This is a genomic window from Enterobacter sp. fkY84-1, from assembly GCF_052974705.1.
The window spans coordinates 24257-44742 of sequence record NZ_CP169393.1; the positions used below are offsets into that span (position 1 = coordinate 24257).

Sequence of the window (20486 nt, forward strand, 5' to 3'; positions counted from 1 at the left end):
CATAAATGCGCGAGGAATCTACCACAGAGAGATGACAATTTAAGCATTGTCGCGGTGAATGAAAAAACCGGTAAAGGCAGGATTTGTAAACAAGAACGGCAACTAATGTTGCCAGTGCTTTACGCCAGGCGCAGCAGAATGGCGCCGCCGGCGATACCCAGCGCTGCTGCAATGCGCAGGCCCGCAACCTTCTCTTTTAAAAGCAAAAAAGCGATCAGCGCGCCAAAGAGTATGGAGGTTTCACGCAGCGCCGCGACCACCGCCAGCGGCGCCTGCGTCATCGCCCACAGCGCCAGACCGTAAGAGCCCATGGTCCCCACCCCGCCAAGCAGCCCCTTTTTCCAGTGCAGACGCAGGTAGCCGGACGCCTCGCGCCGACGCGCGACCATCGCCCAGCCGAGCAGGCAGAAGCCGTTCATAAAGAAGGTCCACAGCGTATAGCCCAGCGCGGTCTCCGACAGCCGCACGCCGGTGCCGTCCACCAGCGTATATCCCGCAATAAAGCAGGCGTTCAGCAGCGCCAGCCAGATCCCCTTGCGTGACTGCATGCGCCCGTTCATTGCCATCGCCAGAATCGACAGGCAAATTACCCCGATGCCGGACCAGGCGAGCCAGGAGAGACGATCGCCGAGCACCAGCACGCTGATCAGCGCCACCAGCAGCGGGGCGGTGCCGCGCATCAGCGGGTAGGTCTGGCTCATATCGGAAACCTGATAGGTCTTCGCGACCAGCACGGTGTAGACCACCTGTAAGGCACAGGAGACGATCAAAAACGGCCAGCTTGCGGCAGAGGGCTGTGGAGAGAAGGGGAGCAGCACCAGGGCAATCAGCGTGGCGGAGCCGCTGACGCTAATCGCGGAATAGAGCTTGTCCGTTCCGGCTTTGACAATGGCATTCCAGCTGGCATGCAGCAGGGCGGCGAACAGCAAAATGCAGAATACGGTGAGGGTCATGGCGTATCGGGTGATGAATTGTCACTCAACTGTAACATTCACGTCCTGAAGCTGCCAGCCGGTTACACCGCACAAAAAAGGCGGTGCGTCACCCGCGGTTCGTCCGAGACCAGCGTAAACCCTGCCTGGCGATAAAACCCGTTGGCAGCGTCCGGCGCATGGGTATTGAGGAAATCGAACCAGATGCTGGCATCGGCCATCACCACGGTCAAAAGCTGCTTGCCAATCCCCAGCCCGCGACACTTCTCGCTGACGTAGAGATGGCGAATACGCCCGGCGCGCGGCTGCTGGCTGAACGGATCGCGATTCAGACCGCACACGCCAACCAGCTTGCCGTTGAGAAACGCGCCCAGCAGCTTTTCACCCGGCGCGTTAAAGCGGTTCTCACCCCGCTGCCAGCTCTCTTCCAGTCTGCGTAGCATGTTGAAATTCAGTGCGATACTTTCCGCCTTCAGGGCGATGTACCCCGGCTCTTCTGGCGTGACAGGCTCAATTAACAGACGCGACATAGCATTCCCTCGTTATTAAAGAGGGGCGGTTGCCCGCCCCTCTCAGGTGCGACTTGAACCTGAATTACCGAACGAATTTCAGGACAGCATCAAGCAGTTGCAGTACTGCAACAATGAGTTTGAGGATAAGTATCACCATATCCACTACGCTCATACGCGTCTCCTTTTGGTTAAAAGGAGCACGATGCTGGCGTACCTTTCCGCCGCCTGTTGCCAGCACCTGGATTGACGTAACACAGTGTGCTCACTTCAGGGGTTAAGGCACTGACGGCACCACCCGTTTCAGCCAGGACTTCGTTGCGCCGGTAGAACTGCGGCCCCCTCGCTCACTGCGAACACCCTCAGTATAGATAAATACTGTACGTATGAACAGTATTTTGTGGACAAAATCTGGAAGGCGATCCATACTCAAAAACGTCAAAATCCGTGCCGGAATTGCGCGTTCGTCTTCGATCGCGTATACTTTTTGCGTTGACGTAACACAGTGTGTTCTGCGGCGACCAACCGCAAAACCCTGATAAAAACCTCGCTTAGGCGGGGTTTTTTGTTTTCTGGGCTATCCCTTTTTAAGGAGAAGAACCTGATAAATTTTGCACGATAACATCACCAAATACGAAAATAATATAAATGAGTTGTATTGATACCCATCATAAAATTTAAGTTGAATTATTTATTGCCGTAATAAATAACGGTGAAAGCATTTATTTATTACATGAATATATATTTAAATTACTCTATTGGTTTGAATTGCGCAGCCTTGCAATGTACATTGCTATAACCACAAAAACGATATGGATAAATTATGCAGGCCGCTGATTATTTAAAGATGAAGTTCCAGAGCGACAGACAGTTGGCTATTTATGGACAGCAAGGCGTTGCCGGGACATGGAAAGCATTAAAGGGAATCGGCTCTGATATCTATTCAGGAATGGAGCGTGTAAGCTGGTACTCATCATGCTTAATCCCCAGCTATCACGATGTATGTGATGAACTTCTCTCAGAAGAAAAGAGGATGTACCTCTCAATTGTGTCTCTTTACCGTTATCGCGATGTAATAGCACAGATGCTCTATCTTTATTTTAAAAGTGTTCTAAATGACTCTGAAAATGGAAATGAACAAAATCGCGCCCGCAAGACGGGTTCACAGGTAACCGGACTTGTTAAAAATATCCCGACAAGCAAAGCAGCGCGTTTAGCAATAGCATGGGGGTTGGCAATATATCTCTCCAAATCTGGCCTGCTCTCAGAAATCGTCGTCGAACGGCTTGCACGTCGTGTACCGAACGTTGTCATGGCATTTCAACTCATTGGCACGGACCAGAAGTGCGCGCTTGCTGCTCGTCGCCTGAAAACGTTGGACCCAAAGTATTACGCCACCCTCTATGCCGCACAACTGGAGATGCTCTATTACTTTATTGAACCATTCCTGTCTGAACTGATTAAGAAAGTTCAAATGGGATTCTACAGGGATTTTGAAGCGATTTATGACGACTTAAGGGACAAGTAGCATGTTTAAGAGTCTGCTATCAATTCTCTTTACTGATATTTTATTTCCCGTTTATGTTTTTGTATGCGCCTCTTTGTTTCTGTGGTTGGTGCCTGACTACTGGGTATTACTCACATTTATTGCTATCGGTGTATTTATCATTGTTCATCCAATAATTTTCGGTCGCTTTGATAAGTACGATTGAGTTTTAAAAAAGGGATTCTTTATGTCAAATCCGGCTTATTTATTTCTTACAGATGAAAATGGTTCCCCCATGATTGGCCCCTGCCTTGTGACAGGGCGTGAAGGTTCAATTGAACTCAAATCGTTCACTCATAATGTCAACATCCCAGTCGACGGGAATACCGGGAAATTGACGGGCACGCGCATACACATGCCCATCATGTTCCAGAAAGAATTTGATCGTGTAACCCCGCTTCTCTTTCGTGCGCTGAGTACGGGAAGAACACTCCAGTCAGCCATCATTAAGATGTATCAGATTAATGAGGCGGGTTTAGAACAGGAATATTTTAATATCCTCCTGGAGAATGTGAAAATAACCTCAATCACACCTGACCTGTATCCCGGCGCAAACACGGGAACACACCTTGAAACGGTTCTCATACGCTATGAGAAAATCACCTGGAAGCATTGCGACGGCAATGTCATCTATAGTGACGCCTGGAATGAGCGGGCAACGTACTGAAACGTGATCCCTGACGCATTTTTGCGCAGATGAAAATATTTCCATTGTCACGCCCGAAAACCTGTGTTTGTATAAATTCCATCAATGATTGCAAACACAGGTCCCCAATGACTTCATCCCTCTTCACTTCGACCCTACTAAAAACTGCGCAACCAGCCGCAGTGGTCGTCGTGCGTGTGGTGGTGGTCGTCGGCAATGCGCCGTAGGGACTGGATCAACACACGAATCCAAAACCCCGCCGGCGCAAACCGGGCGGGGTTTTTCGTTTAGGACCCTCCCCGGAAAGTCGGCCCAGAAGAAAAGGACTGGAGCATGGCAAGTTCGGGCACAACATCCACCAAGACGCGTTTTACCGGCGCGCAGCTGATCGTTCATCTGCTGGAGCGACAGGGCATCACCACGGTTGCGGGCATCCCTGGCGGCACGGTGCTGCCGCTGTACGATGCGTTAAGCCAAAGCACGCAGATCCGCCACGTGCTGGCGCGCCACGAGCAGGGGGCGGGGTTCATCGCTCAGGGCATGGCGCGCACGCAGGGTAAACCGGCGGTCTGTATGGCCTGCAGCGGGCCGGGCGCAACCAACCTGGTCACCGCCATCGCCGACGCGCGCCTCGACTCCATTCCGCTGATCTGCATTACCGGCCAGGTGCCGTCCTCGATGATCGGTACCGATGCGTTCCAGGAAGTGGATACCTACGGCATCTCTATCCCCATCACCAAACATAACTATTTAGTTCGCGACATCGCCGAGCTTCCTCAGGTTATCAGCGATGCGTTCCGCATTGCGCAGTCCGGTCGCCCGGGCCCGGTGTGGATAGACATTCCTAAGGATGTCCAGACCGCAGAGATCGAGATCGACGTGCTGCCGGAGCCGGGCGAGCGTGCCCCCGCGCCGGAGTTCAGCGCTGAGAGCGTGCGCGACGCCGCCGCCATGATTAACGCCGCCAAACGCCCGGTGCTCTATCTGGGCGGCGGGGCGATTAACGCTGCGGATGAAATCCGCCAGTTTGCGGAAAAAGCCAACCTGCCGACCACCATGACCCTGATGGCGCTCGGCATGCTGCCAAAAGCGCACCCGCTGTCCCTGGGGATGCTGGGCATGCACGGCGCGCGCAGCACCAACTACATCCTGCAAGAGGCGGATTTGCTGATTGTGATGGGCGCGCGTTTTGATGACCGGGCGATTGGCAAAACCGAGGAGTTCTGCCCGAACGCGAAAATCATTCACGTGGATATCGATCGCGCCGAGCTGGGTAAAATCAAGCAGCCGCACGTGGCGATTCAGGGCGACGTGGCCGAAGTGCTGGCGCAGCTGATCCCGCAAACCGACGCGACCGATCGCGCCGACTGGCGCCAGCTGGTGGCCGATCTGCAGCGCGAGTTCCCGGGCGCGATCCCAACTGAAGGCGACCCGTTGAGCCACTATGGTCTTATCAACGCCGTTGCCGCCTGCGTGGACGACAGCGCGATTATCACCACCGACGTGGGCCAGCACCAGATGTGGACCGCCCAGGCCTACCCGCTGAACCGTCCGCGCCAGTGGCTGACCTCCGGCGGCCTCGGCACCATGGGCTTTGGCCTGCCCGCCGCCGTGGGTGCGGCGCTGGCGAATCCGGACCGCAAAGTCATCTGCTTCTCCGGTGACGGCAGCCTGATGATGAACATTCAGGAGATGGCGACCGCAGCCGAAAACCAGTTAGACGTGAAAATCATCCTGATGAACAACGAGGCGCTGGGGCTGGTGCACCAGCAGCAGAGCCTGTTCTACAAGCAGGGCGTATTTGCGGCGACCTATCCGGGGATGATTAACTTTATGCAGATTGCCGCCGGCTTTGGCCTGCACACCTGCGATCTGAACGCGGAAGAGGATGCCCACGCGGCGCTGCAGGCGGCGATCTCGCGTCCGGGCCCGGCGCTGATCCACGTGCGTATCGACCCTGAACAAAAAGTGTATCCGATGGTGCCGCCGGGTGCGGCAAATACTGAGATGGTGGGAGAATAAGCCATGCAGAAACAACATGATAACGTCATTCTGGAACTCACCGTCCGCAACCACCCTGGCGTCATGACCCACGTCTGCGGGCTGTTTGCCCGCCGGGCGTTTAACGTGGAAGGCATTCTCTGTCTGCCGATTCAGGGCAGCGAGCACAGCCGCATCTGGCTACTGGTCAACGATGACCAGCGTCTGGAGCAGATGATGGCGCAGATCGACAAGCTGGAGGACGTCACCAACGTGGCGCGTAACCAGTCCGATCCCACCATGTTTAACAAAATTGCGGTGTTCTTCGAATAGATCGCTTAAGGTAAGCGTCTTTCGCTCTTGTAGGCCGGATAAGCGCAGCGCCATCCGGCTTTTTCAGACCGCAGGAACACACATGACCACCATCGCCCTTATCGACGACCACCTTATCGTCCGCTCTGGCTTTGCCCAGCTTCTCAACCTCGAACCGGATTTCCAGGTCGTGGCCGAGTTTGGCTCCGGCCGCGAGGCGCTGGCGGGCCTGCCGGGGCGCGGGGTGCAGGTCTGTATCTGCGACATTTCGATGCCGGATCTCTCCGGGCTGGAGCTGCTAAGCCAGCTGCCGAAAGGAATGGCGACCATTATGCTCTCGGTCCACGACAGCCCGGCGCTGGTCGAGCAGGCACTCAACGCGGGCGCACGCGGCTTCCTCTCTAAACGCTGCAGCCCGGACGAGCTGATTGCCGCCGTGCGCACCGTCTCCACCGGCGGCTGCTACCTGACGCCGGAAATCGCCATCAAGCTGGCGGCTGGACGACAGGATCCGCTCACCCGGCGCGAGCGTCAGGTGGCTGAGAAGCTCGCGCAGGGGATGTCGGTAAAAGAGATTGCCGCCGAGCTGGATCTGTCGCCGAAGACCGTGCACGTCCATCGCGCCAACCTGATGGAAAAACTCAACGTCAGCAACGACGTCGAGCTGGCGCGCCGCATGTTCGACAGCTGGCAATGAGTCCCGTCTTTTCGCGGCTGATCGCCGTCGTTGCCAGCTTTTTTATCTTCTCCGCCGCGTGGTTCTGCCTGTGGAGCATCAGCCTGCATCTGGTGGAACGTCCTGAGCTGGCGGTACTGCTGTTCCCCTTCGGCCTGCGTCTGGGGTTAATGCTCCAGTGCCCGCGCGGCTACTGGCCCGTTTTGCTGGGCGCAGAGTGGCTGCTGCTGGTCTGGCTGGCGCAGGAAGTGGCCCTCGCGCATCTGCCCTTATTGATGACCGGAAGCCTGCTCACGCTTCTCCCGGTTGCCCTCATTTCCCGCTATCGTCACCAGCGCGACTGGCGCACCCTGCTGCGGCAGGGGGCGGCGCTGATTGCCGCCGCGCTGCTGCAGTCCCTGCCGTGGGTGGGTGAAAAGGAGGTGCTTAACGCCCTGCTGCTGACCCTTACCGGCGGCCTGACACTGGCCCCGACCTGCCTTGTGATCTGGCATTATCTTACAAGCACTGTCTGGCAGCCGCTCGGCCCGGCGCTGGTCTCCCAGCCGGTGAACTGGCGCGCCCGGCACCTGATCTGGTATCTGCTGCTGTTTGTGGTGAGCCTGTGGCTCCAGCTTGGTCTCCCCGCTGAATTATCACGCTTCACGCCGTTTTGTCTGGCGCTGCCGATCATCGCCCTTGCCTGGCACTACGGCTGGCAGGGCGCATTGATCGCCACGCTGATGAACGCCATCGCGCTGATTGCCAGCCAGACCTGGCACGATCATCCGGTAGATTTACTGCTTTCCCTGCTGGCCCAGAGCCTGACCGGGCTGCTGCTCGGCGCGGGCATACAGCGCCTGCGCGAGCTGAACCAGTCCCTGCAAAACGAGCTGGCGCGCAACCGCCGTCTGGCGGAGCGTCTGCTGGAGACGGAAGAGAGCGTGCGGCAAGAGGTTGCCCGTGAGCTGCACGATGACATCGGGCAGACCATTACCGCCATCCGCACCCAGGCGGGCATTGTCCAGCGCCTGGCGGCAGAAAACGCAGGCGTGAAGCAGGGCGGAGCGCATATTGAACAGCTTTCGCTGGGCGTGTATGACTCGGTGCGACGCCTGCTCGGCAGGCTGCGGCCGCGCCAGCTTGACGACCTGTCGCTGGAGCAGGCGGTACGCTCCCTGATGCGCGAGATGGAGCTGGAAAGCCGCGGCATTGTCAGCCATCTCGACTGGCGAATTAACGAATCTGCGCTGAGCGAAGGCCAGCGCGTGACGCTGTTCCGCGTCTGTCAGGAAGGGCTGAACAATATCGTCAAGCACGCCAGCGCCAGCGCGGTCACGATCCAGGGCTGGCAGCAGGACGAACGCCTGATGCTGATAATTGAAGACGATGGCTGCGGTCTGCCGCCCGGCTCCGGCCACCAGGGCTTTGGCCTGGCGGGCATGCGCGAGCGCGTCAAGGCGCTGGGCGGCACGCTGAACCTCTCCTGCACCCACGGGACGCGCGTCAGCGTCAGCCTGCCGCTACGGAGTTACCATGTTTAAAACCCCTGCCAGCGCCGCGCCGATTGGCGACAAAGCGGAAATCGACGCCCGCTACCGCTACTGGCGTCGCCATATCCTGATCGCCATCTGGCTCGGCTACGCGCTGTTCTACTTCACCCGCAAAAGCTTCAACGCCGCCGCGCCGGAAATTCTCGCCAGCGGCGTGATGACGCGCACCGACATCGGCCTGCTGGCGACGCTGTTTTACATCACCTACGGCCTGTCGAAGTTCTTCTCCGGCATCGTTAGCGATCGCTCCAACGCGCGCTATTTCATGGGCGTAGGGCTGATCGCCACCGGCGTGGTGAATATTCTGTTTGGCTTCTCCACCTCGCTGTGGGCCTTTGCCCTGCTGTGGGCGCTGAACGCCTTTTTCCAGGGCTGGGGCGCGCCGGTCTGCGCGCGTCTGCTCACCGCCTGGTACTCGCGCAACGAACGCGGCGGCTGGTGGGCCGTCTGGAACACCGCGCACAACGTCGGCGGGGCGCTGATCCCGATGGTGGTGGGTGCCGCGGCGCTGCACTACGGCTGGCGCGCGGGGATGATGATTGCGGGTGGCCTGGCGATTGTCGCCGGGCTGTTCCTCTGCTGGCGCCTGCGTGACAGGCCGCAGACCGTGGGCCTGCCTGCGGTGGGCGACTGGCGGCACGACGAGATGGAGATTGCCCAGCAGCAGGAGGGCGCGGGGCTGACCCGCAGGGAGATCCTCACCAAATACGTGCTGAAAAACCCGTACATCTGGCTGCTGTCGCTTTGCTACGTGCTGGTCTACGTGGTGCGCGCGGCCATCAACGACTGGGGCAATCTGTACATGTCCGAGACGCTCGGCGTGGACCTGGTGACCGCCAACTCGGCGGTGACCATGTTTGAACTGGGCGGGTTTATCGGCGCGCTGGTGGCGGGCTGGGGCTCAGATAAGCTGTTCAACGGCAACCGCGGCCCGATGAACCTGATCTTTGCCGCCGGGATCTTGCTCTCCGTCGGCTCGCTGTGGCTGATGCCGTTCGCCAGCTACGTCATGCAGGCGGCGTGCTTCTTCACCATCGGCTTCTTCGTGTTTGGCCCGCAGATGCTCATCGGCATGGCGGCGGCGGAGTGCTCGCACAAGGAGGCGGCAGGCGCGGCGACGGGCTTTGTCGGGCTGTTTGCCTACCTGGGCGCATCGCTCTCCGGCTGGCCGCTGGCGCGGGTGATTGACGTCTGGCACTGGAGCGGGTTCTTCGCGGTGATCGCCATCGCGGCGGGCATTTCCGCCCTGCTGCTGCTGCCGTTTTTACATGCGCAGGCCCCGCGTGAAGCCAGCGTGATGTGATGCGCCTCACCTTTTCACCCCGAGTGGCGCAAAACTAGGAAATTTTCCCGGTTTTACCTGGACGCTGTCTCAGGCATCTCTCCCGGCTGATTTTTACAATGCTGCAAAAATCAGCTCAGGAGTAAACCAACCATGCTGGCCTTCTTAAACCAGGTGCGCAAGCCGACTCTGGATCTGCCGCTCGACGTGCGGCGCAAGATGTGGTTCAAACCGTTCATGCAGTCCTATCTGGTGGTCTTCATCGGCTACCTGACCATGTATCTGATCCGCAAAAACTTTAACATCGCGCAGAACGACATGATCTCGACCTACGGGCTGAGCATGACGCAGCTGGGGATGATTGGCCTGGGCTTCTCCATCACCTACGGCGTGGGGAAAACCGTTGTCTCGTACTATGCAGACGGCAAAAACACCAAGCAGTTCCTGCCGTTTATGCTGATCCTCTCCGCCATCTGTATGCTCGGCTTCAGCGCCAGCATGGGCGCGGGTTCCGTTAGCCTGTTCCTGATGATCGCCTTCTACGCCCTGAGCGGTTTCTTCCAGAGTACCGGCGGGTCGTGCAGCTACTCCACCATTACCAAATGGACCCCGCGCCGCAAGCGTGGTTCCTACCTCGGCATGTGGAACATCTCCCACAACCTCGGCGGGGCGGGCGCGGCTGGCGTAGCGCTGTTCGGCGCAAACTACCTGTTCGACGGCCACGTCATCGGGATGTTTATCTTCCCGTCGATTATCGCCCTAATCGTCGGCTTTATCGGCCTTCGCTACGGCAGCGACTCCCCAGAATCGTACGGCCTCGGCAAAGCCGAAGAGCTGTTCGGCGAGGAGATCAGCGAAGAGGACAAAGAGACCGAAGAGAACGAGATGACCAAATGGCAGATCTTTGTTGAGTACGTGCTGAAAAACAAAGTGATCTGGCTGCTCTGCTTCTCAAACATCTTCCTCTATGTGGTGCGTATCGGCATTGACCAGTGGTCAACCGTGTATGCTTTCCAGGAGCTGAAGCTTTCTAAAGAAGTAGCAATTCAGGGCTTCACCCTGTTCGAAGTGGGCGCGCTGGTCGGCACGCTGCTGTGGGGCTGGCTCTCCGACCTCGCCAACGGCCGTCGCGCGCTGGTGGCCTGCATCGCGCTGGCGTTGATTATCGCCACCCTCGGCATCTACCAGCACGCCAGCAACCAGTACGTTTACCTGGCATCCCTGTTCGCGCTCGGCTTCCTGGTGTTTGGTCCGCAGCTGCTGATCGGCGTGGCGGCAGTGGGCTTCGTGCCGAAAAAAGCGATCGGCGCTGCCGATGGGATTAAAGGCACCTTCGCCTATCTGATCGGCGACAGCTTTGCCAAGCTGGGTCTGGGGATGATCGCCGACGGCACGCCAATTTTCGGCCTCACCGGCTGGGCGGGAACCTTCGCGGCGCTGGATGCGGCAGCGATCGGCTGTATCGTCCTGATGGCGATGGTCGCGGTGCTGGAAGAACGTAAAATTCGCCGTGAAAATCGTGCGCAGAAATTAAAAACAGCCTGAGTGTGCAGGTAACGTCTTTGCCCGGTGTGTGATGCCGGGCTTTTTTATTTGCGCCGACGGCGTTAATACCTGATCCCCCATTCCGCAACGTCTTTTCAGAGCACTATTCTGGTTATGCCCGCTGTTGACGCCGTGCGTTTCCCGCTATGATGAGCGGCTAGTCAAAGGAGAACGCATGGTCTGGATAATGCTGGCAACGCTTGCTGTGGTGTTTGTGGTGGGATTTCGCGTCCTGACCTCAGATTCCCGCCGCGCCATCAAACGTTTAAGCGAGCGTCTCGGCATCACCCCGATGCCGGTCGAGTCGATGATCGATCAGTTCGGTAAAACGCCGGGCAATGAGTTTATCCGTTATCTTGAACGCCCCGACGAGGCGCATCTGCAAAACGCCGCGCAGGTGCTGCTGATCTGGCAGGTCTGCATTGTCGATGGCAGCGAGGAGAACCTGCACACGTGGCACCGCCTGCTGCGTAAAGCCCGCCTTGCCGCACCCATTACCGATGCGCAAATTCGTCTGGCGCTTGGCTTCATGCGCGAGATGGAGCCCGATCCGCAGGAGCTGAACGCCTTCCAGCTACGCTATAACCAGCTCTTCCTGCCGGAAGAGGGCGTGTTTTACCTGCACTGATCCCCTCAAAAACCACAAAAGTTGTCTAAACGTTAAATTCGTCACACTTTTGATGATAAACTGCGCGACTTTTCCGCACGTTTTTATCTTCAGGTGACGCCATGACAGAACATATCCAGCCCACGACCCGACCGCAGACCAAAGAGGTTACTCGCCCCATCTGGTCGGCGGTTTTCTCCGTGGCGTTCTGCGTCGCCTGCCTGATTACCGTTGAGTTTCTGCCGGTGAGCCTGCTGACGCCGATGGCGCAGGACTTGGGCATTTCCGAAGGCGTGGCGGGGCAGTCCGTTACCGTCACCGCCTTCGTGGCGATGTTCGCCAGCCTGTTTATCACCCAGGTGATTGGCACCATCGACCGCCGCAAGGTGGTCATACTGTTCAGCGTGCTGCTGACGCTCTCCTGCCTGCTGGTCTCCTTCGCGGAAAGCTTCACCCTGCTGCTGCTCGGTCGCGCCTGCCTGGGGCTGGGGCTCGGCGGCTTCTGGGCGATGTCGGCCTCGCTCACCATGCGCCTGGTGCCCGCGCGGACGGTGCCGAAAGCGCTTTCCGTTATCTTCGGTGCGGTCTCCATCGCGCTGGTGATTGCCGCGCCGCTCGGCAGCTTCCTCGGCGGGATTATCGGCTGGCGTAACGTCTTCAACGCCGCGGCGGTGATGGGCCTGCTCTGCATCATTTGGGTGTGGAAAGCGCTGCCGTCCCTGCCGGGCGAAGCGGCGCACCATAAGCAGAACATGTTCGCGCTGCTCAAGCGCCCCGGCGTGCTGGCGGGGATGACCGCCATCTTCATGGCCTTTGCCGGGCAGTTTGCCTTCTTTACCTATATCCGCCCGGTGTTTATGACCATGGCGGGCTTTGACGTAGACGGCCTGACGCTGGTGCTGCTGAGCTTCGGTATCGCCAGCTTTGTCGGTACCTCGCTGTCGTCGCAGTTCCTGAAACGCTCCCTGAAGGTGGCGCTGGCGGGTGCGCCGCTGGTGCTGGCGGCGAGCGCCACGGTGCTGGTGCTGTGGGGCAGCGATAAGTGGGTCGCGTCTGCCATTGCGATTATCTGGGGCTTTGCCTTTGCGCTGGTGCCGGTGGGCTGGTCGACGTGGATCACCCGCTCGCTTGCCGATCAGGCGGAAAAAGCCGGGTCGATTCAGGTGGCGGTGATCCAGCTGGCGAACACCTGCGGCGCGGCCATTGGCGGCGTGGCGCTCGACCATCTGGGGCTGACGTCACCGCTGGTGATTTCCGGTACGCTGATGCTGCTGACGGCGCTGCTGGTGGCAGGGAAGGTTAAAGCGAAGTAGTGTTTTTCTCCCTCTCCCGTGGGAGAGGGTTAGGGTGAGGGCATCAGGCTACGCCGATGCCTTAACCCTTCTGCGCGAATCCATCGAAATCAGCACCACCGACGACACGATCAGCAGCGTCCCCAGCCAGTCCGGCAGGGTAAACGCCACGCCCAGCAAAATCACCGACAGCAGCGCGCTGCTCAAGGGTTCGGCGCAGCTCAGGATGCTCGCCTTCGGCCCGCCGATCATCTGTGCGCCTTTCAGATACAGGCTGAACGTCAGCGCGGTGCCAATCACCACCAGGTAGAAAAACGCCAGCAGCAGGCCGCCGTCGATCACGAAGGTGGTGCCGCGTCCGGCGTAGAACGGCGTCAGCAATAATCCGGCAATCAACATACTCCAGCCGACAATCGGCAATGTGCCGTAGCGGGCAATCAGCGTTGACGGATAGGTGGTGTAAAACGCGGCGGCAAACGCCGAGGCGATGCCGAAGAACAGGGCGGCAGGCGAGATGGAGAGCGAGGTTGGGTCGCCGTGGGTGACCAGCAGGAACGTCCCGACAAGCGAGGTCACAATCGCGGACAAAACAAATACGCCGGGGCGCTTTTTCCGCGCCAGCGCGAACCACGCCACGATAATCGTTGGCGACAGAAACTGGAGCACGGTGGCCGTCGCGGCGTTGGATTTTTCAATCGTCAGCAGGAAGGTGAGCTGCACGGTGAGCGCGCCGACCAGCGAGAAAAACAGCAGGCTGAGGGCGTCTTTGCGATGTTTGATGACCGAGAAAATCTTGTCGCCGTGAACGAAGGAGAGCGTCAGCAGGATCACGCCGGTAAACAGCAGGCGAACCATGGTCAGGTAAGGCGAAGAAATGTGGCTTTTCTCCATGATGTACTGCGCGCAAACGCCGGAACTGCCCCATAAAACGGCGGCGATCAGGACGTTCAGCATCCCTTTACGTGTGGAACCCATTTTCTCCCCTGTTATGTTGGTTTTTTTGTAGCATAACATGGGATCTTGCCGGGTGGCGCTACGCTTACCCGGCCTACAAAACCTTGTAGGCCCGTGCAAGCGCAGCGCCGCCGGGCGAAACAAACGACGCTCTACTAGAACCACGCCTCCCACATCGCGCCGACGTTGAAGTCGTCGAGCGTCTCGTCTTTGGTGTTGTTAACGCGCGCGGTGCGTGCGTTATCCACTTTGCCGCCGGTCACGTAGAAGCGCAGCATCGGACGGAACTCCGGCCCCATGGCGATAGACATGTTCTGCGACAGGGTCAGCTTCCAGCCTTTGTTGTCGCCGCCGTTGTCGTAATCGACGTGCTGCCAGCCCGCTTCCAGCCAGGTGGAGTGAACGTCGTTCCACCAGTGCATCGGGCGCACGATGGCGTTGTAGTTCTTGCGGTTGTCGGTCTTATCACGGCTGTTGTCGTAATCGTGGAAGGCGAGGATGTACTCCACCTGCGTGGCCTGGGTGAATTTGTACAGCCCTTCGAAGCTGGCGTAGACCGTGGTCAGGTCTTCGGTTTTATTGAACACGCTGTTGTCCGAGTTATCGGAGTAGCGGGCGATCACCTTGTTCACGCCGCTGTCGTTGGTGTGGCTCAGCACCACGCCGCCCTGCCAGGCGTTCAGACGCTCGTCGCTCTCCACCGCTTTTGAATCAAAGCCGTAGTTGGCGTACAGCTCCAGATCCAGCGGACCGAGCTTCATGCCGTGGATTTTAGAGGTGGCCGCGTAGTTACCTTTGTCGCCCGTGCCGGACCCGCCGGTACAGGTGATGCGTGACGGGTTCGCTTCGTCTTCCATCACTTCCGGGCTACAGGATTCCACTGCCGCCACGGCAGCGACGTCAAACTGCACGCCGCCGATATCGAAGTTCTTCACCCCGGCGCCCTGGCCGTCGTGGTTCATCCAGAAGTAATCGTTGATGCCCTGCTGCGGACGCTGGTGGAAGTCGCGACCGGCCCAGAAATAGGCGTTCGGGTTGGAGGCCATAATGTTGGTCACCCCCGCGTAGGCCTTTTTCAGGTTAACTTCGTCGCCCCAGTGGTCGATCATCACGTTGATGTCCCAGATGGCGCCGTTTTCGCCCTTGAAGGCTTTAGAAAGCTGGAACTCGCCGCCGTTGCCTTCGTTACCCAGACGACCGATCGCGGACGCGCCGTTGTAGGAGCCATCGACAGCCACGTATTTCTGATCGGCGGCCTGGAAGTGCGCGCCGTAGCGGGCGTAGCCGGTAAATTTAATCCCGAACGGAATCGCCATGTCCGGGGATTGCGCCGCGCTCTGCGGCTCGGTCACCACGTCCGCTTTTTTCGCGACGGCGGCATCCATTTTGGCCTGACGTTCGGCCAGGGCTTTATCCACCGCTTTCGCCACAATGGCGTCGATTTGCTCCTGCGTGAATTCCTGGGCGAGCACGGAAATTGGGCAAAGCGCGGCGATAACCGCCATGGTTAATGGAAGTTTTTTAATCGTATTCATGGTTATCTCAATATAGTTTAATTTTATTCAGACAATAACCATCCCGCTCCGATCTGACAGAATATGTCGCTATCATCAGAACAAGTGGATTTCTAGTTTTAGGTACAGAGGTATTACAGTAATTTATTTCGCCATAGACTATCTCTGATATAAATGAATAATTTCTTCGGATAATTCACGCGCTAATAAGGAGTTCATTAAATGATCCTGCGCGTGCACCATGATTAACGTCATCGGCTGGCGGCCTTCGCCCGCATCCTGCTCGATCAGTTTGGTCTGCATCTTGTGCGCCTGGCGCGCGTAGCCGTCGGCTTCGCGCAGCAGGCTTTTGGCTTCGTCAATGTTGCCCTGACGCGCCGCGTTCAGCGCTTCAAAGCACAGGCTGCGGGACTGCCCGGCGTTGACGATAATTTCCATTACGGCTTCTTCTAGTGCGATCATCATCATTACTCTTTATCAAAGCTATTATTTAAGGCGGTGGCGGCAAACCACTCCCCGCTTTTCTTAATGGTGCGCTGCTGCGTCTTTAAATCGAGCTGGATAAATCCGTAGCGATTTTTATACGCGTTACACCACGACCAGTTATCAATAAACGTCCACATATGGTAACCAAGACAATTGCACCCTTCGCTAATACCCTTATGCAGCCAGGCTAAATGTTCGGAAATAAACTCGATGCGGTATTGATCGTTAATCTGGCCATTTTCAATAAAACGTTGTTCGTTTTCGACGCCCATGCCGTTTTCAGAAATAAAGCAGCGGGGATTGCCGTAATTGTCGCGCAGGTTAATCAGAATATCGTAAATACCCGGCGCGTAGATTTCCCAGCCGCGGTAGGGGTTCATCTTGCGGCCCGGCATCTCGTAGCTATCAAAGAACCATTCCGGCATAAACGGCGCCTGCGGGTTCACCGCGCTGTCGCGACACTTCACGCGACGCGGCTGATAGTAGTTAATGCCGAGCAGGTCGATTTTCCCTTCCGCAATCAGGAAACCGTCTTCCGGCTTGCAGGCGGGCAGCTGGTCGTAAGATTTCAGCAGCGCCACCAGATCGGCCGGGTATTCGCCGCGCAGGACCGGGTCGAGGAAGCTGCGGTTAAACATCAGATCCGCAACGTGCGCCGCCTTCACGTCTGCCGGGTTCTGCGAACGCGGATACGACGGCGTCAGGTTCAGCACGATGCCGATCTCCCCCGCGTAGTGCCCGGCGCGGTAGGCCTGAACCGCCTTCGCATGGGCCAGCACCGTGTGATACGCCACGGTGGCCGCCCGGCGGAAATCCACTACGTTGGGGTAGTGGAAGTCGTACAGATAACCGCCTTCCACCGGCACGATCGGCTCGTTGAAGGTAAACCAGTGCAGCACGCGGTCGCCGAACAGCTCGAAGCAAATCTGCGCATAGCGGGCGTACGCGTCCACTACGTCACGGTTTTCCCAGCCGCCAATTTCCTGCATCGCCATCGGCATGTCGAAATGGAACAGGGTGATAAACGGCGTGATGCCCTGTTCATTCAGCTCATCAATGACCTGATTATAAAAATCGACCGCGTCCGGGTTCACTTCACCGATACCGTCGGGGATCAGGCGCGCCCAGCTAATCGAGGTACGAAAGCTGTTGTGGTTCAGCTGTTTTAACAGCTGAATGTCCGTTTTCCAGTGCTGATAAAACGTGGAAGTGTGCTGCGGCCCCACGCCGTTGTGAAAACGGTTCGGCTCGCGGGCAAACCAGTAGTCCCACGTGGTTTCACCCTCTCGTGTCCCTTCCGTCTGGAGAGCGGAGCTTGCGCTGCCCCACCAGAAGTTATCGGGAAATGCGTATTTCATGACCCTTCCTCTTTGACTTAATTGCTTGTGGCTTCAGCGGCACCCACGGCTGCAGCCTGGGCTTTCTGCTCTTCGTTTTTAATCAGCGTACGCTCATAGGCGCGCAGGAACGGCAGGTACATCAGCGCCGACATCACCATGCAGACGAGGCACATCACCACCGGGCTCAGCGCCCAGTTCGCCGCCCACGAGGCGCCAATCGGCGCGGGCGTAGTCCACGGGGTTAACGAGACCACCTGTGCCAGCCAGCCGAGCTTCGTGGCGCCGTACGCCAGGCAGGCGTTGACCAGCGGAACGAACACGAACGGGATAAACAGCATCGGGTTCATGATGATCGGCGCGCCGAAAAGAATCGGCTCGTTGATGTTAAAGAAGCTTGGCACCACGCCCATTTTGCCGATGGTGCGCAGGTGGGTAACGCGGCTGCGCAGCAGCAGGAAGGCCAGCGGCAGGGTGGAACCGACGCCGCCAATCAGCAGGTAGTGATCCCAGAAGCCTTGCAGATAAACGTGCGGCAGCGCCGCGCCTGCGGCCAGTGCCGCCTGGTTTGCCGAGAGGTTCGCCATCCAGAACGGGTTCATGATGCCGGTAACAATCAGCGAGCCGTGGATACCCGCGAACCAGAAGATCTGGCACAGCAGCACGGAGAGCAGAATGGCGGGCAGGGAGTCAGACGCGGACACCAGCGGCTCCAGCAGGTGCATGATCGCCTGCGGGATAATCATCCCGGTCTGCGCTTCAATGAACAGGTTCAGCGGGTGCAGCGTGCCGATCACCACCATCACCGGGATCAGGATCTCAAACGAACGCGCCACGCCGGTGGGCACTTCCTTCGGCAGGCGGATGGTGACGTTGTTCTGCTTCAGCCAGGCGTACACGCGGGTTGAGTAAATGGCGGTGATCAGGGCGGTGAAGATGCCCTGGCCGGAGAGGTACTGGGTTGAGATTTTGCCGTCGGTATACGGCGCGGCGACCAGCAGGAAGGCCATAAAGGCCAGCAGGCCGGACATCACCGGGTCGAGGTTAAACTGACGCCCCAGGCTCGCCCCAATCCCTACCGAGATGAAGAAGGTCATCACGCCCATGCTGAGGTTAAACGGCAGCATCAGCTGTTCGCGGTAGGTCTGGGAAAAATCCAGCCAGCCGCGGGCGAAGCTGTTAGTGGTATCCGCCGAGAACGGCGGGAAGATGAACACCAGCATAAACGAGCCGATGATCATAAACGGCAGCGCGGCGGTAAAGCCGTCGCGGATGGCAATCACGTACTTTTGCTGACCGAGCTTCGCGGCCAGCGGGGTAATTGACTGCTCAATCACCGCAACCATGGATTGATATAACGAACTCATGTGAACACCTTTTAGTGTGCCGCTTCGATGAGCGACAGAGCAAAGTCCAGTACTTTATCGCCACGCTGCATGCCGTAGTCCATCATGTCGATGGGCTGCACCGGAATGCCATGCGTCGCCGCCTTGTCTGAGAGTGTCTGTAACATGTATTTCACTTGCGGTCCGAGAAGTACCACCTGGTATTGCGGAAACTGCGTATCAAATTCGGAAACACCGTACGCATCAATCTTCACCGACAAACCACGTTCTTTCGCGACATCGACCATTTTGCTGACCAACAGGCTGGTGGACATCCCGGCAGAGCAGCACAGCATAATCTTGAACATCGACAACCATCCTCTAAATGTAAAAAGTTATTGCGAGGATGATTGGACATGATACGGAAACCGGTTTCCATTCATAAAAGACAGAACTGTGACAACCATCAAGATCCAATACTTATGAGGCTAATTAACCGGATGCAGGTCACATAATTTGGCTGTTTTGACATCATTTGGAGTGGAAACGGAAAATCGGTTTCCATGGAAAACGGAAACGGATATACTCCGCTCTGGCTATAATGTGAGCCGAAGCGGTCATGGAATTTGCAGGTGCGAGGTAAGCCTGCCAGGGGAAAGAGATGTCGACAATCAATGATGTATCACGTCTTGCCGGGGTGTCTAAAGCCACGGTATCGCGAGTGTTGAGTGGGTCGCGTGGCGTAAAGGAAGCCAGCCGTCAGGCCGTTCTGAAGGCAGTGGATGAGCTTAACTACCGGCCTAATGTGATTGCCCAGTCGCTGCTGAGCCAGTCGACGGGCTGTATCGGGGTGATTTGCGCCCAGGAAAACATTAACCAGACCACCGGTTACCTGTACGCGCTGGAAAAACAGCTCAGCCAGCATCAAAAACACCTGCTGCTGCGTTTCGCGCACAGCAAAGCGGAAGTGATGCACGCTCTTGAGGAACTCTCCTGCGGGCTTTGCGATGACATCCTGGTGATTGGCGCGCGTTTCCCGCTGGACGTCGACATGGACAACGTCATTCTGGTGGACTGCATGGAGTCTGATAATTCCAACAGCATCCAGTTCGATCACGCCTTTGCCGCCGAAACCGCCTGTAACTACCTGACCAGCCAGGGGCGACGCCAGATTGCCCTGATCCATCCGCACGGCAGCGGTTTTGCTGACCAGGTGCTGCTCGGCTACAAGCACGCGCTGGAGAAAAATTTCCTGCCCTTTAATCGCAACCTTGTGTTCATGGACGCGACCTCGTCGTCCGTTGCGCTACAGGAGCTGCTGAATAACGCCAGCACGCTGAACTTCAACGCGCTGCTGGTGGCGGACGAGCAGGAAGCCCAGCGGGTGATCCCGCAGCTGCAGGCATTTAATAAATCCGTGCCGGACGACATTATGGTCTTTAGCCTGGCCGGATCGCTGCACCTGCCGGGTATTCCGGTGATCCCGGCGATTGAATATTCTATGGATGCCATGGCGGCGCGTATCGTGAGCTGGCTGACGGAGAAAACGCAGATGCTGGGTTCGTATGTGCTGCGCGGGGATTTGATCATTCCAGACGTGCGTAAGCGTTAAACATGTTGTGTAGGCCGGGTAAGGCGCAGCCGCCACCCGGCGAGAAGCACGTTTCCAGCCCTCAGTAATCTTCCATACAATCCACCTGACCAATCGCCGCCCAGTAGGCGTCCAGGTTGTCACGCTTCACGGCGGTAACGGCATTTTTGATCAGCAGCTGATTGGCCTCTGATGACAAAATCATCGCCTGCCAGGCCTTATCGCTCTGCTTTTTCTGTGGCGTACAGGTTTTCTTAATATCTTTCAGGACCTGTTGCTTAATCTGCGCCTCTTTCGCCGGATCCTCCTTTTCCTGAGCATGGACAAACGCGGCGAACAGCAGACAAACCAGCAGGCAGACAAGGTGTGCAGCTTTCATCAACAACCCCCTTTTGACGTCACAGGCTTCCCATGAAATAT

At 57.6% G+C, this 20486-nt stretch carries 22 protein-coding genes; 12 read left to right on the forward strand and 10 right to left on the reverse strand.

The genetic code is table 11. From position 1 onward, the window contains the following. Positions 1 to 119 precede the first annotated feature (119 nt). The 3 genes from ACEPLT_RS00115 to tisB form a co-directional block, all read right to left on the reverse strand. Positions 120 to 953, reverse strand: coding sequence for an EamA family transporter (locus tag ACEPLT_RS00115; protein ID WP_025910714.1), 834 nt, complete (start codon positions 951 to 953; stop codon positions 120 to 122). A 62-nt stretch (positions 954 to 1015) separates the two neighbouring features. Beyond that, the gene (locus tag ACEPLT_RS00120) at positions 1016 to 1462 is read right to left on the reverse strand and encodes a GNAT family N-acetyltransferase (protein ID WP_163341957.1); all 447 of its coding nucleotides are present in this window, start codon (positions 1460 to 1462) and stop codon (positions 1016 to 1018) included. Positions 1463 to 1526: 64 nt separating this feature from the next. Then, positions 1527 to 1616 (reverse strand): type I toxin-antitoxin system toxin TisB, encoded by a 90-nt coding sequence (tisB, locus tag ACEPLT_RS00125; RefSeq protein WP_008500146.1) that lies wholly within the window; start codon positions 1614 to 1616, stop codon positions 1527 to 1529. A gap of 648 nt (positions 1617 to 2264) precedes the next feature. Between tisB and ACEPLT_RS00130 the strand changes: the two genes are divergently transcribed. The 11 genes from ACEPLT_RS00130 (at position 2265) to nepI (ending at position 12880) form a co-directional block, all read left to right on the forward strand. Next, a complete protein-coding gene (locus tag ACEPLT_RS00130) occupies positions 2265 to 2969 on the forward strand; it encodes a hypothetical protein (RefSeq protein ID WP_032675695.1) in 705 nt (234 codons plus the stop codon). A gap of 205 nt (positions 2970 to 3174) precedes the next feature. Next, a complete protein-coding gene (locus ACEPLT_RS00135; RefSeq protein WP_023326385.1) occupies positions 3175 to 3654 on the forward strand; it encodes an Hcp family type VI secretion system effector in 480 nt (159 codons plus the stop codon). A gap of 107 nt (positions 3655 to 3761) precedes the next feature. After that, the gene (gene ivbL / locus ACEPLT_RS00140; protein WP_071789119.1) at positions 3762 to 3860 is read left to right on the forward strand and encodes an ilvB operon leader peptide IvbL; all 99 of its coding nucleotides are present in this window, start codon (positions 3762 to 3764) and stop codon (positions 3858 to 3860) included. A gap of 106 nt (positions 3861 to 3966) precedes the next feature. Next, on the forward strand, positions 3967 to 5655 hold the full coding sequence (ilvB, locus tag ACEPLT_RS00145) for an acetolactate synthase large subunit (protein ID WP_008500145.1): 1689 nt from the start codon (positions 3967 to 3969) through the stop codon (positions 5653 to 5655). A 3-nt stretch (positions 5656 to 5658) separates the two neighbouring features. Beyond that, positions 5659 to 5946 carry an acetolactate synthase small subunit gene (ilvN, locus tag ACEPLT_RS00150; protein ID WP_008500144.1) on the forward strand — a complete coding sequence of 96 codons (288 nt, stop codon included), beginning with the start codon at positions 5659 to 5661 and terminating at the stop codon, positions 5944 to 5946. 82 nt (positions 5947 to 6028) lie between these two features. After that, entirely contained in the window at positions 6029 to 6622 is a 594-nt protein-coding gene (gene uhpA / locus ACEPLT_RS00155) for a transcriptional regulator UhpA (protein WP_021242693.1), read from the forward strand. After that, positions 6619 to 8124 carry a signal transduction histidine-protein kinase/phosphatase UhpB gene (gene uhpB / locus ACEPLT_RS00160; RefSeq protein ID WP_032675696.1) on the forward strand — a complete coding sequence of 502 codons (1506 nt, stop codon included), beginning with the start codon at positions 6619 to 6621 and terminating at the stop codon, positions 8122 to 8124. Before uhpA ends, uhpB begins: the two co-directional genes overlap by 4 nt. Then, entirely contained in the window at positions 8117 to 9436 is a 1320-nt protein-coding gene (gene uhpC / locus ACEPLT_RS00165; RefSeq protein WP_128301741.1) for an MFS transporter, read from the forward strand. The genes uhpB and uhpC overlap by 8 nt, the downstream gene beginning before the upstream one ends. 132 nt (positions 9437 to 9568) lie before the next feature. Next, on the forward strand, positions 9569 to 10960 hold the full coding sequence (gene uhpT, locus ACEPLT_RS00170) for a hexose-6-phosphate:phosphate antiporter (protein ID WP_025910697.1): 1392 nt from the start codon (positions 9569 to 9571) through the stop codon (positions 10958 to 10960). Between the two features lie 175 nt (positions 10961 to 11135). Then, positions 11136 to 11588 (forward strand): DUF1198 domain-containing protein, encoded by a 453-nt coding sequence (locus ACEPLT_RS00175; RefSeq protein ID WP_008500140.1) that lies wholly within the window; start codon positions 11136 to 11138, stop codon positions 11586 to 11588. 101 nt (positions 11589 to 11689) lie between these two features. After that, on the forward strand, positions 11690 to 12880 hold the full coding sequence (nepI, locus tag ACEPLT_RS00180) for a purine ribonucleoside efflux pump NepI (RefSeq protein ID WP_032675698.1): 1191 nt from the start codon (positions 11690 to 11692) through the stop codon (positions 12878 to 12880). A gap of 48 nt (positions 12881 to 12928) precedes the next feature. Here the strand turns inward: nepI and ACEPLT_RS00185 are convergent, their stop codons facing one another. From ACEPLT_RS00185 to ACEPLT_RS00210, 6 genes are all read right to left on the reverse strand, one after another. Further along, entirely contained in the window at positions 12929 to 13834 is a 906-nt protein-coding gene (locus ACEPLT_RS00185) for an EamA family transporter (RefSeq protein WP_032675699.1), read from the reverse strand. A gap of 134 nt (positions 13835 to 13968) precedes the next feature. Then, complete coding sequence (locus ACEPLT_RS00190; protein ID WP_023326394.1) at positions 13969 to 15348, reverse strand: carbohydrate porin; 1380 nt, start codon at positions 15346 to 15348, stop codon at positions 13969 to 13971. 138 nt (positions 15349 to 15486) lie between these two features. Next, complete coding sequence (locus tag ACEPLT_RS00195; RefSeq protein WP_204268245.1) at positions 15487 to 15789, reverse strand: PTS lactose/cellobiose transporter subunit IIA; 303 nt, start codon at positions 15787 to 15789, stop codon at positions 15487 to 15489. A gap of 5 nt (positions 15790 to 15794) precedes the next feature. Further along, positions 15795 to 17171 carry a glycoside hydrolase family 1 protein gene (locus ACEPLT_RS00200; RefSeq protein WP_021242701.1) on the reverse strand — a complete coding sequence of 459 codons (1377 nt, stop codon included), beginning with the start codon at positions 17169 to 17171 and terminating at the stop codon, positions 15795 to 15797. 17 nt (positions 17172 to 17188) lie between these two features. Further along, complete coding sequence (locus tag ACEPLT_RS00205; protein ID WP_032675701.1) at positions 17189 to 18517, reverse strand: PTS sugar transporter subunit IIC; 1329 nt, start codon at positions 18515 to 18517, stop codon at positions 17189 to 17191. A gap of 11 nt (positions 18518 to 18528) precedes the next feature. After that, positions 18529 to 18843 (reverse strand): PTS sugar transporter subunit IIB, encoded by a 315-nt coding sequence (locus ACEPLT_RS00210; RefSeq protein ID WP_021242703.1) that lies wholly within the window; start codon positions 18841 to 18843, stop codon positions 18529 to 18531. Between the two features lie 293 nt (positions 18844 to 19136). On the opposite strand from ACEPLT_RS00210, the gene ACEPLT_RS00215 reads away from it, so the two are divergent. Then, complete coding sequence (locus ACEPLT_RS00215) at positions 19137 to 20087, forward strand: LacI family DNA-binding transcriptional regulator (protein ID WP_023293714.1); 951 nt, start codon at positions 19137 to 19139, stop codon at positions 20085 to 20087. 61 nt (positions 20088 to 20148) lie between these two features. On the opposite strand, the gene ACEPLT_RS00220 is transcribed toward ACEPLT_RS00215, so the two are convergent. Then, positions 20149 to 20445 carry a YicS family protein gene (locus tag ACEPLT_RS00220; protein ID WP_023326396.1) on the reverse strand — a complete coding sequence of 99 codons (297 nt, stop codon included), beginning with the start codon at positions 20443 to 20445 and terminating at the stop codon, positions 20149 to 20151. Positions 20446 to 20486: the final 41 nt, after the last annotated feature.